Genomic DNA, 13,169 nt, shown 5'->3' with positions numbered 1-13,169 from the left:
GGTTGAGGGGAGCCGGTTCGCGGGTCACGCGTCGGCGCCGGTGGACGAGCTCGCTATGCGGCCGCGGATGCCGTACCAGCCCGCGACCAGCACTGCGACGATCAGCGGCAGACACAGCACGGTGGTGCGTCCGGCGCCGCCGTCGGCGTACATGAGGACCAGGACGGAGACGAGGAAGGCCAGCGTCACGATCTCGGTCCAGGGGGAGCCCGGCAGCCGGTAGGACGGCCGGGTCAGTTCGCCCCTCTGGGTCTTCCGCCAGAAGAGCGCGTGACAGATCATGATCATGCCCCAGGTCGCGAGGATGCCGATCGCCGCGAAGTTGAGGACGATCTCGAACGCGTCGGCGGGGACGACGTAGTTGAGGCCCACGCCGAGGACACAGATACCGCTGGTCAGCAGGATTCCGCCGTACGGGACCTGGCTGCGGCTCATCTTCCCGGTGAACTTCGGGGCCGAGCCGCTCATGGCCATGGAGCGCAGGATGCGCCCGGTGGAGTACAGGCCGGAGTTGAGCGAGGACATGGCCGCGGTGAGGACGACGAGGTTCATCACGCCGCCGGCCGCGGGGACGCCGATGTGGGACAGGACGGTCACGAAGGGGCTCTGGCCGGCGCTGTACTTGTTCCAGGGCAGCAGCATCGAGAGCAGGACGACGGAGCCGACGTAGAACAGGCCCACACGCCACATGATCGAGTTGATCGCCTTCGGCATGATCTTCTCGGGGTTCTCGGTCTCACCGGCGGCCACACCGACCAGTTCGACGGAGGCGTAGGCGAAGACGACGCCCTGGATGATCAGCAGCATCGGCAGCAGGCCGTTGGGGAAGATGCCGCCGTTGTCGGTGATCAGGGACGGGCCGGGGTGGTGGCCGGCGACCGGGTGCTGGGTGACCAGCAGGAAGATGCCGATGCACATGAAGACGACGAGAGCCGACACCTTGACGATCGCGAACCAGAACTCCAGTTCGCCGAAGATCTTGACCGAGATCAGATTGACGGTCAACACGACGGCCAGGGCGATCAATGCGATCAACCATTGGGGGATGTCCGAGAACATGCCCCAGTAGTGGGTGTAGGTGGCGACCGCGGTGATGTCGGCGATGCCGGTGGTCGCCCAGTTCAGGAAGTACATCCAGCCCGCGGTGTAGGCGCCCTTCTCGCCCAGGAACTCCCGGGCGTACGACACGAAGGCGCCGGAGGACGGCCGGTACAGGACGAGTTCGCCGAGGGCTCGCACGACCAGGAAGGCGAAGACGCCGCAGACGGCGTACGCGATGAACAGGGAGGGACCGGCGTCGGCGAGCCGGCCGCCCGCGCCGAGGAAGAGGCCGGTGCCGATGGCGCCGCCGATGGCGATCATGTTGACGTGCCGGTGCTTCAGGCCTTTGCTGTAGCCGGCGTCTCCGGCGTCGACATGGCCGGACGAGGGGCGCGTCTCGTCTTTGAGGTGCTGTTCGCTCACGCCTCGGGTCCGCCTTCCGTGGGGAGGTCGTCCGTCCGCTGGGGACGCACGATGTCGGTGAGGGTCGTCTCGACGCGGTCCAGATGGTGGCTCATGGCCTCCACCGCGTCGTGTTCGGAACCGTCGATCAGGGCCTCGACGATCGCCCGGTGCTCGCGGTTGGACTGCTCACGGCGGCCGCCCAGTTCGTTGAGGAAGGCCGACTGACGCGCCAGTGCGTCGCGGATCTCCTCGATGACCCGGCGGAAGACCGGGTTCTGGGCGGCCTCGGCCACGGCGAGGTGGAAGAGGGTGTCCATCGCGACCCACGCGGTGGTGTCCGTCTCCCGCTCCATGCGGTCGAGCAGATGCGCCAGGTGGTCCAGGTTCTCGGCGGTGCGGCGCAGGGCCGCGTACCCGGCGACCGGGATCTCGATGTGCCGCCGCACCTCCAGCAGGTCGCTGGCCGCGTAGTCGCCGAAGGTGGGGTCCTCGACGGCGTTCGCGACGACGAAGGTGCCCTTGCCGGTCCGCGAGACCGTGAGGCCCATCGTCTGCAGCGCCCGCAGCGCCTCGCGCAGCACGGGCCGCGACACCTCGAGGGTGCGGCACAGCTCGGCCTCGGAGGGGAGCTTGTCGCCTATGGCGTACTCGCCGCGTTCGATGGCGCCGCGCAGGTGGCCGAGTACGGCTTCCATGGCGCTCACGCGCCGGGGGCCCAGACCACCTGTCTGGCTGTCTGACAGGTTCACGAGTGACGATCCTGCGGGTTGCCCGCAGATACTGTCAAGACATCCAGTAAGGAAACATTCACGGGGTGCGGCGCCTGAAAACAGGCATCCGCACCCCATGGATGATCAGCGGTGTTCTCTCAGGCGCTGAGCGCCCCCGTGGTGAGGAGGCCCAGCAGGCCCACGCCGATCAGGATCCGGTAGACCACGAACGCGTTGAAGGAGTGCTTGGCAACGAACTTCAGCAGCCAGGCGATGGAGGCGTAGGCGACGACGAAGGACACGACGGTGCCGACGGCCAGCGGGGCGGCGCCCACGCCCGCGCCGAGGGCGTCCTTCAACTCGTAGACACCGGCGCCGGTGAGGGCCGGGATGCCGAGGAAGAACGACAGCCGGGTGGCCGCCACCCGGTCCAGGTCCAGGATGAGCGCGGTGGACATGGTGGCGCCGGAGCGGGAGAAGCCGGGGAAGAGCAGCGCGAGGATCTGGGAGCAGCCGACCCACATGGCGTCCCTGAACGAGGTGTCGTCCTCACCGCGCTTGTGCCGGCCCATCTGATCGGCCGCCCACATCACACCGGAGCCGACGATCAGCGAGCCGGCCACCACCCACAGGGAGGCGAGCGGGCCGTCGATGAGCGGCTTGGCGGCCAGGCCGACGACGACGATCGGGACGGTGGCGGCGATCACCCACCAGGCGAACTTGTAGTCGTGGTGGTAACGCTCCTCGCGGTTGGCCAGACCGCGGAACCAGGCGGAGACGATCCGCTTGATGTCCTTGAAGAAGTACACGAGCACGGCGGCGATGGCACCGACCTGGATGACGGCGGAGAAGCCGACCACGGACTTGTCGTCGACGGGGATGTTCATGAGCCCCTCGGTGATCTTCAGGTGACCGGTGGAGGACACCGGGAGGAACTCGGTCACCCCCTCGACGACTCCGAGAACGACGGCCTGACCGACGGAGATGGCGCTCATGGGATCCAGTTCTGGGTAAGAGTTGGTCGACAGTGCAGTCGACAGTCTTACTATGCCGGACCGTAGAGCAAGAACTAGGCAAACAGCACGTCGGCGAACGCGGCCCCGGCGAACGCCGCCGCGAGCCCGGCCGCCACGCTCCCGAGGACGTTGACGGCGGCGTAGAGACCGGAGCCGGCCTCGGCCAGCCGCAGGGTCTCGTAGGAGAGCGTCGAGTACGTCGTCAGCGCCCCGCACAGCCCCGTACCCAGCAGAAGCTGCAGGTGGGGGCCTGCCGCGCCGGCACTGACGGCGCCCGTGAGCGTGCCGAGGACCAGGCATCCGGCGACGTTCACGACGAACGTGCCCCAGGGGAAGACCGGGTCGTGGCGGGCCTGTACGGCGCGGTCGGTGAGGTAGCGCAGTGGCGCACCGACCACGGCACCCGCGACGACCAGGAGCCAGTTCACAACGGATTCTTACCTTTCGCCCCCCTCGGGCCCTCGGCCCGGCCCACGTACCGGACGACCTCGCAGGCGTCCAGTGTCACGAGCCCCTCGTGGACGAGTTCGTCGAGCTGCGGCAGGAACGCCCGTACCCGCTCCTCGGTGTCCACGACGACCACCGCCACCGGCAGGTCCTCGCTCAGGGACAGCAGGCGGGAGGTGTGGACACGGCAGGAGGCGCCGAAGCCCTCGATGCCCCGGAAGACGCTCGCCCCGGCGAGCCCGGCCGCGTGCGCGCGGTGGACGATCTCCGAGTACAGGGGCTTGTGGTGCCAGGTGTCGTCCTCGCCGACGTAGACGGTGAGCCGGAGGGCCCGGCCGGTCAGGGACGTCATCGCCGCCTCCCGGTCAGCACACGGCGCGTGGCGAGGGAGGCGAGCCAGACCGCGGCGAGGGCCGCGCACGGCGTCGCGGCGAGGTAGGCGAGCCCGGTGCCGGGGCGGCCGGCCCCCACCAGCTTGCGGATGTCGACGGCGTAGGTCGAGAACGTGGTGAAGCCGCCGAGGACGCCGGTGCCGAAGAAGGGGCGGACCAGGCGGTGGGCGGCCCACACGTCGGTGATGAGCACCATGAACACGCCGATCACGGCGCAGCCGATGACGTTGGTCCAGAAGGTGGCCCAGGGGAAGGAGCCCGGTGGTGCGGGCAGGAGGAGGGCCAGCGCGTAGCGGCCGCACGCGCCGAGGGCGCCGCCGGCCGCGACCACCGCGACGACGGGTGCCTGGGTGCGCCACTCGGACCTGCGCCGCGGTGCGACGGGGACACGGAGGCTCTCGGTTTCCGGGGCTGTCATGCGCGTGTGTCTCCTGTTCGGCCCGCCCCGTCGGGTGATCACGACCGGGCACCAGCCTACCGCCGCACGACGGCGGCAGCCCGGGCGCGAGCCCCTCCCCCGGGCCGGCTCACCAGCCCTTCTCGAACACCCGGGCCACTTCGGCGATGCGGATCTCGTCGCGCCGGTAGCAGGTGCGGCAGCCCACGCGGGCGGCGCGCAGCAGGCCGAGGCGGGTGAGGAAGTCGAGGTGGGCGCGGGCGGTGCGGTGCGGCACGCCCAGTTTGGCGGCCACGGCCCGTGCGGTGACCCCCGTCTCGGCGAGGTCGCCGCGGCCGCGGGCCGGGAAGTGCGCCGCGGGCTCCTTGAGCCACTCCAGGATGGTGTGCCGGATCCGGCCCGAGGGTGCTCCCGTCATCCGTCCGCCCTCCGTCGCCGGCCTCGTCCTGCGCAGTGTTCCCACTGTGGACCGGGCGACGCCGGGGCGGCCGGGGACTCGGCGGTCGTTGTCCGGTAGGGAACGGGCACGCGGCCGAGGAGCGACGGGCCGGGGTCGTGTGTGCGGCAGGGGCCCGGCCGCCCCTTACTGCCGGGCCCCCTCCATGACGTGGTTCAGCGGTGGCTGAACCACGTCATGGAGGACAGCGCCTTGTCGTCGTAGCCGAACAGGGCCTGGTTCTCCCAGCCGTTGCCGGAAGTGGCGTCGGTCGGGTCCCAGCCGTTGCCCGGGACGGCGGTCCAGGTGGCCTCCCAGTAGAAGACGCCGAGGCCGCGGTGGTTCGGCACGGCCTCCACGATGCCGGCCACGTCGTTCATCCACTTGGTCTGGCCGGCCACCGTCGCCGGGTAGCCGGAGACCAGCTTGGCGGTGGTGTCGATCTGGTTCTCCAGCGAGTCGTCGTTGGCCAGCGTGAAGGGGTAGGCGGTCTCGGCGACGAAGACGGGCTTGCCGTAGCGGGCGGCCGCGTCGTCCAGGGTGGTCTGGAAGTCGGAGAGCGGGCCGTGCCAGTAGCCGTAATACGACAGGCCGATCGCGTCGAACTTCACGCCGTTCGCGACCGCGTTGTCGAACCACCACTCCGTGCCGGACTGGTCGCCGCCCTTGGCCAGGTGCAGCGCGACGACCGTGGCGGAGCTGACCGCCTTGGCGGCGTCGTGGCCCGAGTTGAGCAGACCGGCGAGCTGGCTCCAGTTGGAGGTGGATCCCTCGTTCCACAGGATGCCGGCATTGATCTCATTGCCGATCTGGACCATGTCGGCGGTGGTGCCTTGAGTCTTCAAGGCGTTCAACACGTCGTACGTGTGGTTGTACACGTCCGCCTTGAGTTGACTGTATGTATGGCCCGTCCATACGGCCGGCTTGGTCTGGGCGCCGGGGTCGGCCCAGGTGTCCGAGTAGTGGAAGTCGACCAGGAGCTTCATGCCCTGCGCCTTGATGCGCTTGGCCATGGCGAGGACGTGCGTCTTGTCGTTGAAGCCGTCCGCGGGGTTCACCCAGACCTTCAGGCGGGCGTAGTTCATGCCGTACGACTTCAGGATGGCCAGCGCGTCGCCGGTCGTGCCGGACGCTGTCTTGTAGGCGCCGCCCTTGGCCTCGCTCTTGGCGAGGGAGGAGATGTCGGCACCGTGGATGGAAGTGCCCGTGGTGCCGGACGTGAAGGTCAGGTCGTCAACGTTGATCCAGTTGCCGGCGTTCGCGTCACTGTTGATGCTGATGGTGCACTGATTGTTCGTCACCTTGATCGGAGTGACGATACGGATCCACCCACTGGACGAGATGGGCAGATCAGTGCGCTGTTCCGCGCTCCCGCAATTCTTGAGGGCTATGTAGGCGGCGTTCTGCCCACCACTTGAGCGGACCCACGCGGTCAACGTGTAGTCGCCGTTGGCCAGGCCCGACAGGTACTGGTACGTCTCCACCTTGTAGGCGGAGGCGGCGTACTGGGTGAGGCGGTAGCTGCCGCTGTGGCCGCCGGCCTCCGTGTACGAGGCGGCGGTGTCGCCGTACTCGGACCAGCCGGTGGGAGTGGCCGTGCCGGTGCCGTCGGCCTCGAAGCCGCCGTTGGTCAGCGTGCTCGCGGCCTGCGCGGCCTGCGCGGGCAGGAAGGTGAGGGCGAGCCCGGCCGTGAGCGGCAGCAGCAGGGCCCTGGTGGTGCGTCTGGGATGGAACCTCATCGTCCGTCGTCCCTTCGACGTAACTGGGGAGGGGGGCCTCCGGTGAGACCGGAGGAGGACCCCTCCGCCCACGGCTCTCGTGGCACACGCGGGCGGAGGGGAGCCGGCTCAGCCGTCGAGTCGTACGACCCGGACGGCCCCCGCCGGGACCGGGAGGCGGCCCGCGGCGCGTTCGCCCGTCAGCAGCTCGGTGCCGGGCGTGTCCAGCGGCACCTTGGTGTCGCCGGCGGTGTGGTTGATCGCGAACAGGTAGGTGCCCGACTCGCCGCTGCGGCGCACCACTTCGACGTCCCGGGGCAGGTCGGCGCGCGGGGCGATCCCGGCGTCGTCGGCCGCCCGGCCGACCAGGGCGTCCAGGCCCTGCGCGTCGAGGCGGGTGGAGACGTACCAGGCGGTGCCCCGGCCGAGCTGGTGCCGGGTGACGGCGGGACGGCCCGCGGCGAGTCCGTCGGCGTAGGTCCAGAGGGTCTCGGCGCCGCGCGGGACGACGAACTCCGTCCAGACGTCACCGGTCAGTTCCGAGCCGTCGGGGCCGGTCAGCCGCACCCGCTCGTCCCTGAGCAGCGGCGAGAACTCCTCCACGGTCAGTCCGAGCACGTCGCGCAGCGCGCCGGGGTAGGCGCCCTCGTGCACGGCGTCGTGCTCGTCGACGATGCCGGAGAAGTACGACACCACGAGCGTGCCGCCGCTCTCGACGTACTCCCGGAGGTTGTTCCCGGCCGCCTCCGTCATCAGGTACAGCGCCGGTACGACGACAAGGGGATAGGCCGACAAGTCGGCTTCCGGGTGGGCGAAGTCGACCGTCAGGTGGCGGTCGTAGAGCGTCTCGTAGAAGGAGTCGGCGCGTTCGCGCGGGTCGTGGTCCTCGCTCGGGCGCCAGGCGAGGTTCTGCGCCCACCAGGACTGCCAGTCCCACAGCATGGCCGCGTCGGCGTCGGTGCGGGTGCCACGTACGGGGCTCAACGAGTCGACGGACGCGCCGAGTTCGACCACCTCGCGCCACACGCGGGTGTCGGTGCCGCCGTGCGGCAGCATCGACGAGTGGAACTTCTCGGCGCCCCGCCGGGACTGGCGCCACTGGAAGAACATCGCGCCCTCGGAGCCGCGGGCCACGTGGGCGAGCGAGTTGCGCGCCATCTGGCCGGGCGCCTTCGCGGGGTTGCGGGGCTGCCAGTTGACGCCCGAGGTGGAGTGCTCCAGCAGCAGCCAGGGGGCGCCGCCGGCGACCGAGCGGGTGAGGTCGGCGGCCATCGCCAGGTTGACGTGGGTGCGGCGGCCGTCGGTGATCAGGTAGTGGTCGTTGGTGACGAGGTCGACCTCGCGGCCCCAGGCCCAGTAGTCGATCGAGTCGCACTGGCTGAGCGCGGTCATGAAGTTGGTGGTGACCGGCACGCCCGGCGAGAGACGGTGCAGGATGTCGCGTTCGGCGCGGAAGTTCTCCCGGATGGTGGCGTCGGCGAACCGCTTGTAGTCCAGGGCCTGGCCGGGGTTGCCGACCGTCGGGGTGGCGCGGGGCGGGTTGACCTGCTCGAAGCTCGTGTAGTGCTGGCCCCAGAAGGCCGTTCCCCAGGCCTCGTTGACGGCGTCGACGGTGCCGTGGACCTGCGCGAGCCAGCGGCGGAAGTGGGCGGCGCAGGAGTCGCAGTAGCAGGCCGAGACGGGGACGCCGTACTCGTTGTGCACGTGCCACAGGGCGAGCGCGGGGTGGTCGCCGTAGCGCTCGGCGAGCTTCGTGGTGATCGTCTGCGCGGCGGCCCGGTAGTCGGCGTTGCTGTGGCAGATCGCGCCGCGGGAGCCGAACTCATAGCGCTGTCCCTCGGCGGTGACCGGCAGGGCCTCGGGGTGTGCCCGGTAGAACCAGGCGGGTGGGGCGACGGTGGGGGTGCCGAGGTCGACGCGGACGCCGCCCGCGTGCAGCAGGCCGATGACCCGGTCCAGCCAGCCGAAGTCGTACTCCCCCTGCGCCGGTTCGAGCAGGGCCCAGGAGAAGATGCCGACGCTCACCATCGTGACGCCGGCCTCGCGCATCAGCCGGACATCCTCCTCCCAGACGCTTTCCGGCCACTGCTCGGGGTTGTAGTCGCCACCGAAGGCGAGCCTGGCGAGGCCCCTGGGGCTGGTGTCCGGCATGGATGTCTCCCGGGGAATCGATCATTTGGGAACGTGCACACACAGCGGCGGCGGTGCGAGCCCAACATAACCGCACAGCAACAACCATTGACAAGTGTCCGGGATGTTTCTCTACTGTGAACGCTCACAGAAGCATGGCAGGGGCTCCGACGAGCGAGCACCGGGTCATGTGAACGTGCACATCTGCATGGCAGGTCCCCGCAGCGGGCGGGGACCCAGGTCAGGGGAGAAACCATGCCGCACACGAAGCGCCGTCGCCTCGTGACAACCGCACTCGCCGTCGCGCTCGGCGCGACCACCCTCGCCGCCTGCGGCTCCGGGAGCGACAGCAAGTCCGATTCCGGTCCGGTCTCGCTGACGTACTGGACCTGGACGCCCGGCATGGACAAGGTCGTGGACCTGTGGAACAAGGGGCCGGGGAAGAAGGACCGGATCACCGTCACGGCGAAGAAGCAGGCCGGCGGTGACACGCTGGTCACCAAGATCCTCACCGCGCACAAGGCGCACCAGGCCCCGGACCTGGTCCAGGCCGAGTACCAGGCGCTGCCGACGCTGGTCAGCAATGACGCGCTGGCCGACATCTCCAAGCAGGTCGGCGACATCAAGGGCAAGTTCGCCGACGGCGTCTGGCAGCAGACCACCCTCGGCACGGACGCGGTCTACGCGATACCCCAGGACATCGGCCCGATGATGTTCTACTACCGCCAGGACCTGTTCAAGCAGTACGGCCTGACGGTGCCCACCACCTGGGACCAGTTCGCCGAGACCGCCCGCCGGCTGAAGAAGAAGGCGCCGGACAAGGAGCTGACCACCTTCTCCGCCAACGACTCCGGCCTCTTCGCGGGGCTCGCCCAGCAGGCCGGTGCCAAGTGGTGGACCACCTCCGGCAGCAAGTGGAAGGTCGCGATCGACGACCCGGCCACCCAGAAGGTCGCAAAATTCTGGGGCGGACTGGTCAAGGAGGGCGCCATCGACAACCAGCCGATGTACACGCCGTCGTGGAACAAGGCCCTCGACACCGGCAAGCAGATCGCCTGGGTGAGCGCCGTGTGGGCGCCGGGCACGCTGACCACGGCCGCGCCCGACACCAAGGGCAAGTGGGCCATGGCCCCGCTGCCGCAGTGGTCGGCGACCGATGACGTCACCGGCAGCTGGGGCGGCTCCTCGACGGCCGTGACCACCGACTCCGCGCACAAGGACGCCGCCGCCAAGTTCGCCGCCTGGCTGAACACCGATCACGACGCCCTCGACGCGCTGGCGAAGGACAGCGGCATCTACCCGGCGTCGACGTCCGCGCAGCTCAGCGGCGCGTTCTCGAACCCGCCGGACTACTTCTCCAACCAGGCCGACTTCTACCCGAAGGCCGCCGAGATCGCGAAGACCACCGCGCCGTCCGCCTGGGGCCCGAACGTGAACGTCGCGTACGCGACCTTCAACGACGCGTTCGGCGCCGCCGCCAAGGACAAGTCGGACTTCACCGCCGCCCTGAAGGAGATGCAGGACGCCACGGTCGCCGACATGAAGAAGCAGGGCTTCGAGGTCTCCCAGTGACAAGCCCGGCACACCGGAAGTCGTACGGGGTCAAGGGGGCCCCGTACGCCCACCCGTCTCCGACCGCCACCCTCCAACGAGCGCGAAGCGCGCCCTATGTCTTCCTCCTCCCCGCCACGCTCCTCTTCGCCCTCTTCTTCGCGCTGCCCATCGGCTACGCCGTCTTCCTCAGCTTCCGCAAGGTGCACGTGTCCGGGCTCGGACTCGGCGCGAACGCGCGCAAGGAGGTCTGGGCCGGCTTCCAGAACTACACCGGGGCCTTCAAGGACGGCGAGTTGCTGCACGGCGCGCTGCGCGTGCTCGGCTACGGCTGCATCGTCGTCCCGGTGATGCTGGGCCTCGCCCTGCTGTTCGCGCTGATGCTGGACTCGGAGAAGGTGCGGCTCGCCCCGTTCACGCGGCTCGCGATCTTCCTGCCGTACGCCATCCCCGGTGTGGTGGCCGCGCTGCTGTGGGGCTTCCTGTACCTGCCGGACGTGAGCCCCTTCTACTACGTGCTGCAGAAGCTGCACCTGCCGCAGCCGAACCTCCTGGACGGCGGACCGCTGTATCTCGCCCTGTCGAACATCGCGGTCTGGGGCGGCACCGGCTTCAACATGACCGTCATCTACACCTCGCTGAAGTCCATCCCGGCCGAGGTGTACGAGGCGGCGAAGCTGGACGGCGCCACCCCGCTGCAGATCGCCCTGCGGATCAAGATCCCGATGGTGGCACCCTCGCTGGTGCTGACCTTCTTCTTCTCGATCATCGCCACGCTCCAGGTGTTCAACGAGCCGACGACCCTCAAACCGCTCACCAACTCCGTGGACACCAGCTGGAGTCCGCTGATGAAGGTGTACCAGGACGCCTTCCACCGCAACGACATCTACTCGGCCGCCGCCGAGGCGGTACTGATCGCCCTGGTGACGCTGTTGCTGTCGTTCGGCTTCCTGCGGGCCGCGAACCGCCGCAACACGATGGAGGCGCGATGAGCACCCTCGCCGTCCGCAAGGCCGCCCCGGCCGCCGGCACCACTCCCGGTACGGCGCAGGACCCGCCGCTGCGCCGCCGGATCGCGCTGGTGTCGACGGTCACGCTGCTGATCGGCGCCCTGTACACCCTCCTGCCGGTCGCATGGGTGGTGATCGCCTCCACCAAGTCCGGGCACGAGCTGTTCTCCACCTTCACCTTCCTGCCGGGCACCGGGTTCGCGCAGAACATCAAGGACCTGAACGCCTACCGGAGCGGCATCTACTGGTCGTGGATGGGCAACTCCGCCCTGTACTCCGGTCTCGGCGCGCTGCTGTCCACGGCCGTGTCGGCGTTCAGCGGCTACGCGCTCGCGACCTACCGGTTCAAGGGCCGTGAGACGATCTTCAACGTGCTGCTGGCGGGCGTGCTGATGCCCCCGGTGATCCTCGCCGTCCCGCAGTACCTGCTGCTGGCGAAGGCGAACATGACGGACTCCTACCTGTCCGTGCTGCTGCCGCAGATCCTCTCCCCGTACGGCGTCTACCTCGCCCGGATCTACGCGTCCGCCGCCGTCCCCGCCGATGTGGTGGAGGCCGGGCGGATGGACGGGGCGAGCGAGTGGCGGATCTTCACCCGGATCGCGCTGCCGATGATGATCCCCGGCATGGTCACCGTGTTCCTGTTCCAGTTCGTCGCGATCTGGAACAACTTCCTGCTGCCGTACATCATGCTCGGCGACGACGAGAAGTTCCCGCTCACACTGGGTCTGTACACGCTGCTGGAACAGGGCTCCAACACCCCGGCGCTGTACACCCTCGTGATCACGGGCGCGTTCCTCGCGGTCCTGCCGCTGATCGCGCTGTTCCTGGTCATTCAGCGGTTCTGGAGCCTCGACCTGCTGTCCGGGGCCGTAAAGTCATGACCATGGGCAATACGGGGGGCCGGCGCAAACCGCCGACGATCCACGACGTGGCGCGCGAGGCGGGTGTCTCGCGCGGCACCGTCTCGCGCGTGCTCAACGGCGGGCACTACGTCTCTCCCGCCGCGCAGGAGGCGGTCAACGCCGCCATCCGCAGGACGGGGTACGTCGTGAACCGGCACGCCCGTTCGCTGATCACCGGGCGCTCGGACTCGGTCGGCTTTCTGCTGACCGAGCCGCAGGAGCGGTTCTTCGAGGACCCCAACTTCAATGTGCTGCTGCGCGGTTGCACGCAGGCGCTGGCCGCGCACGACGTGCCGCTGCTGCTCATGCTGGCGGGCACCGAGGACGAACGGCGGCGCATCACGCGGTACATCACCGCCGGGCACGTCGACGGGGTGCTGCTGGTCTCCAGCCACTCCGGTGATCCGGTCGCGGAGGAGCTGCGGGAGGCGGGCGTGCCGCTCGTCGCCTGCGGCAAGCCCATCGGCCTGGGTTCGAAGGTGAGTTACGTGGCCGCCGACGACCGGGACGGCGCGCGGGACATGGTCCGGCACCTGCTGTCGCTGGGCCGGCGCCGGATCGGTGTGGTCGCCGGCCCCCTGGACACACCGGGTGGTGTGGAGCGGCTCGCCGGATACAAGGAGGTGATCGCCGAGGCGGGGATCGAGGTCGACGAACGGCTCGTCGTCTCCGGCGACTACAGCCGGGCGAGCGGCGAGGCGGGCGCGGAGCGGCTGCTGGCGCAGGTCCCGGACATGGACGCGGTGTTCGTGGCCTCCGACCTGATGGCGCAGGGGGTGCTGGCGGCCCTGCACCGGGCCGGGAAGCGGGTGCCGGATGACATCGCTGTCGGCGGCTTCGACGACTCCCCCGCGGCGACCGCCGCGACGCCGGCGCTGACCACGATCCGCCAGCCGTGGGACCGGATCAGCAGCGAGATGGTGCGGGTGCTGCTCGCGCAGATCGGCGGCGAGGATCCGGCGGCGGTGATCCTGCCGACGGAGCTGGTGCGGCGCGAGTCCGCGTGAACGC

Annotated in this window: 13 protein-coding genes; 4 read left to right on the top strand and 9 right to left on the bottom strand. The window is 69.5% G+C overall.

Annotated elements, in window-relative coordinates; all coding sequences use genetic code 11:
* Positions 1 to 24 precede the first annotated feature (24 nt).
* The 9 genes from ACZ60X_RS12245 to ACZ60X_RS12205 all read right to left on the bottom strand — a co-directional run bounded on the left by ACZ60X_RS12245 (position 25) and on the right by ACZ60X_RS12205 (position 8,713).
* Complete coding sequence (locus tag ACZ60X_RS12245) at positions 25 to 1,464, bottom strand: amino acid permease (protein ID WP_469596777.1); 1,440 nt, start codon at positions 1,462 to 1,464, stop codon at positions 25 to 27.
* Positions 1,461 to 2,141 carry a FadR/GntR family transcriptional regulator gene (locus tag ACZ60X_RS12240; protein WP_469597426.1) on the bottom strand — a complete coding sequence of 227 codons (681 nt, stop codon included), beginning with the start codon at positions 2,139 to 2,141 and terminating at the stop codon, positions 1,461 to 1,463. The genes ACZ60X_RS12245 and ACZ60X_RS12240 overlap by 4 nt, the downstream gene beginning before the upstream one ends.
* Before the next feature lie 173 nt (positions 2,142 to 2,314).
* Positions 2,315 to 3,151, bottom strand: coding sequence for an undecaprenyl-diphosphate phosphatase (locus tag ACZ60X_RS12235; protein ID WP_469596776.1), 837 nt, complete (start codon positions 3,149 to 3,151; stop codon positions 2,315 to 2,317).
* Between the two features lie 74 nt (positions 3,152 to 3,225).
* Complete coding sequence (crcB, locus tag ACZ60X_RS12230; protein ID WP_469596774.1) at positions 3,226 to 3,600, bottom strand: fluoride efflux transporter CrcB; 375 nt, start codon at positions 3,598 to 3,600, stop codon at positions 3,226 to 3,228.
* Positions 3,597 to 3,971 carry a DUF190 domain-containing protein gene (locus ACZ60X_RS12225; protein WP_469596772.1) on the bottom strand — a complete coding sequence of 125 codons (375 nt, stop codon included), beginning with the start codon at positions 3,969 to 3,971 and terminating at the stop codon, positions 3,597 to 3,599. The genes crcB (ACZ60X_RS12230) and ACZ60X_RS12225 overlap by 4 nt, the downstream gene beginning before the upstream one ends.
* A complete protein-coding gene (crcB, locus tag ACZ60X_RS12220; RefSeq protein WP_469596769.1) occupies positions 3,968 to 4,429 on the bottom strand; it encodes a fluoride efflux transporter CrcB in 462 nt (153 codons plus the stop codon). Before crcB (ACZ60X_RS12220) ends, ACZ60X_RS12225 begins: the two co-directional genes overlap by 4 nt.
* Before the next feature lie 109 nt (positions 4,430 to 4,538).
* Positions 4,539 to 4,826, bottom strand: coding sequence for an ArsR family transcriptional regulator (locus tag ACZ60X_RS12215; RefSeq protein WP_469596766.1), 288 nt, complete (start codon positions 4,824 to 4,826; stop codon positions 4,539 to 4,541).
* Positions 4,827 to 5,020: 194 nt separating this feature from the next.
* Positions 5,021 to 6,583 (bottom strand): glycosyl hydrolase 53 family protein, encoded by a 1,563-nt coding sequence (locus ACZ60X_RS12210; RefSeq protein WP_469596763.1) that lies wholly within the window; start codon positions 6,581 to 6,583, stop codon positions 5,021 to 5,023.
* Positions 6,584 to 6,691: 108 nt separating this feature from the next.
* Positions 6,692 to 8,713, bottom strand: coding sequence for a beta-galactosidase (locus ACZ60X_RS12205; RefSeq protein ID WP_469596760.1), 2,022 nt, complete (start codon positions 8,711 to 8,713; stop codon positions 6,692 to 6,694).
* Between the two features lie 234 nt (positions 8,714 to 8,947).
* Here ACZ60X_RS12205 and ACZ60X_RS12200 point away from each other — a divergent pair, with 234 nt between their 5' ends.
* From ACZ60X_RS12200 to ACZ60X_RS12185, 4 genes are read left to right on the top strand one after another with little or no spacing between them, the layout of a single operon-like run.
* Complete coding sequence (locus ACZ60X_RS12200) at positions 8,948 to 10,264, top strand: extracellular solute-binding protein (RefSeq protein WP_469596757.1); 1,317 nt, start codon at positions 8,948 to 8,950, stop codon at positions 10,262 to 10,264.
* A complete protein-coding gene (locus tag ACZ60X_RS12195) occupies positions 10,261 to 11,235 on the top strand; it encodes a carbohydrate ABC transporter permease (protein WP_469596754.1) in 975 nt (324 codons plus the stop codon). The genes ACZ60X_RS12200 and ACZ60X_RS12195 overlap by 4 nt, the downstream gene beginning before the upstream one ends.
* Entirely contained in the window at positions 11,232 to 12,137 is a 906-nt protein-coding gene (locus ACZ60X_RS12190) for a carbohydrate ABC transporter permease (protein WP_469596751.1), read from the top strand. Before ACZ60X_RS12195 ends, ACZ60X_RS12190 begins: the two co-directional genes overlap by 4 nt.
* Entirely contained in the window at positions 12,134 to 13,165 is a 1,032-nt protein-coding gene (locus tag ACZ60X_RS12185; RefSeq protein WP_469596748.1) for a LacI family DNA-binding transcriptional regulator, read from the top strand. The genes ACZ60X_RS12190 and ACZ60X_RS12185 overlap by 4 nt, the downstream gene beginning before the upstream one ends.
* Positions 13,166 to 13,169 lie beyond the last annotated feature (4 nt).

The organism is Streptomyces sp. NPDC104106 (assembly GCF_055584345.1).
The sequence above is the reverse complement of the archived record's forward strand: the minus strand, read 5'-3'. Positions and strand labels throughout refer to the sequence as shown.

Bases quoted from the DNA above. Each gene is read 5' to 3' on its own strand.
- ACZ60X_RS12210 (WP_469596763.1), bottom strand. From the start codon at position 6,583: ATGAGGTTCCATCCCAGACGCACCACCAGGGCCCTGCTGCTGCCGCTC.
- ACZ60X_RS12225 (WP_469596772.1), bottom strand. From the start codon at position 3,971: ATGACGTCCCTGACCGGCCGGGCCCTCCGGCTCACCGTCTACGTCGGC.
- ACZ60X_RS12200 (WP_469596757.1), top strand. From the start codon at position 8,948: ATGCCGCACACGAAGCGCCGTCGCCTCGTGACAACCGCACTCGCCGTC.
- ACZ60X_RS12235 (WP_469596776.1), bottom strand. From the start codon at position 3,151: ATGAGCGCCATCTCCGTCGGTCAGGCCGTCGTTCTCGGAGTCGTCGAG.
- ACZ60X_RS12190 (WP_469596751.1), top strand. From the start codon at position 11,232: ATGAGCACCCTCGCCGTCCGCAAGGCCGCCCCGGCCGCCGGCACCACT.
- ACZ60X_RS12185 (WP_469596748.1), top strand. From the start codon at position 12,134: ATGACCATGGGCAATACGGGGGGCCGGCGCAAACCGCCGACGATCCAC.
- ACZ60X_RS12240 (WP_469597426.1), bottom strand. From the start codon at position 2,141: ATGGAAGCCGTACTCGGCCACCTGCGCGGCGCCATCGAACGCGGCGAG.
- ACZ60X_RS12215 (WP_469596766.1), bottom strand. From the start codon at position 4,826: ATGACGGGAGCACCCTCGGGCCGGATCCGGCACACCATCCTGGAGTGG.
- ACZ60X_RS12205 (WP_469596760.1), bottom strand. From the start codon at position 8,713: ATGCCGGACACCAGCCCCAGGGGCCTCGCCAGGCTCGCCTTCGGTGGC.
- crcB (WP_469596769.1), bottom strand. From the start codon at position 4,429: ATGACAGCCCCGGAAACCGAGAGCCTCCGTGTCCCCGTCGCACCGCGG.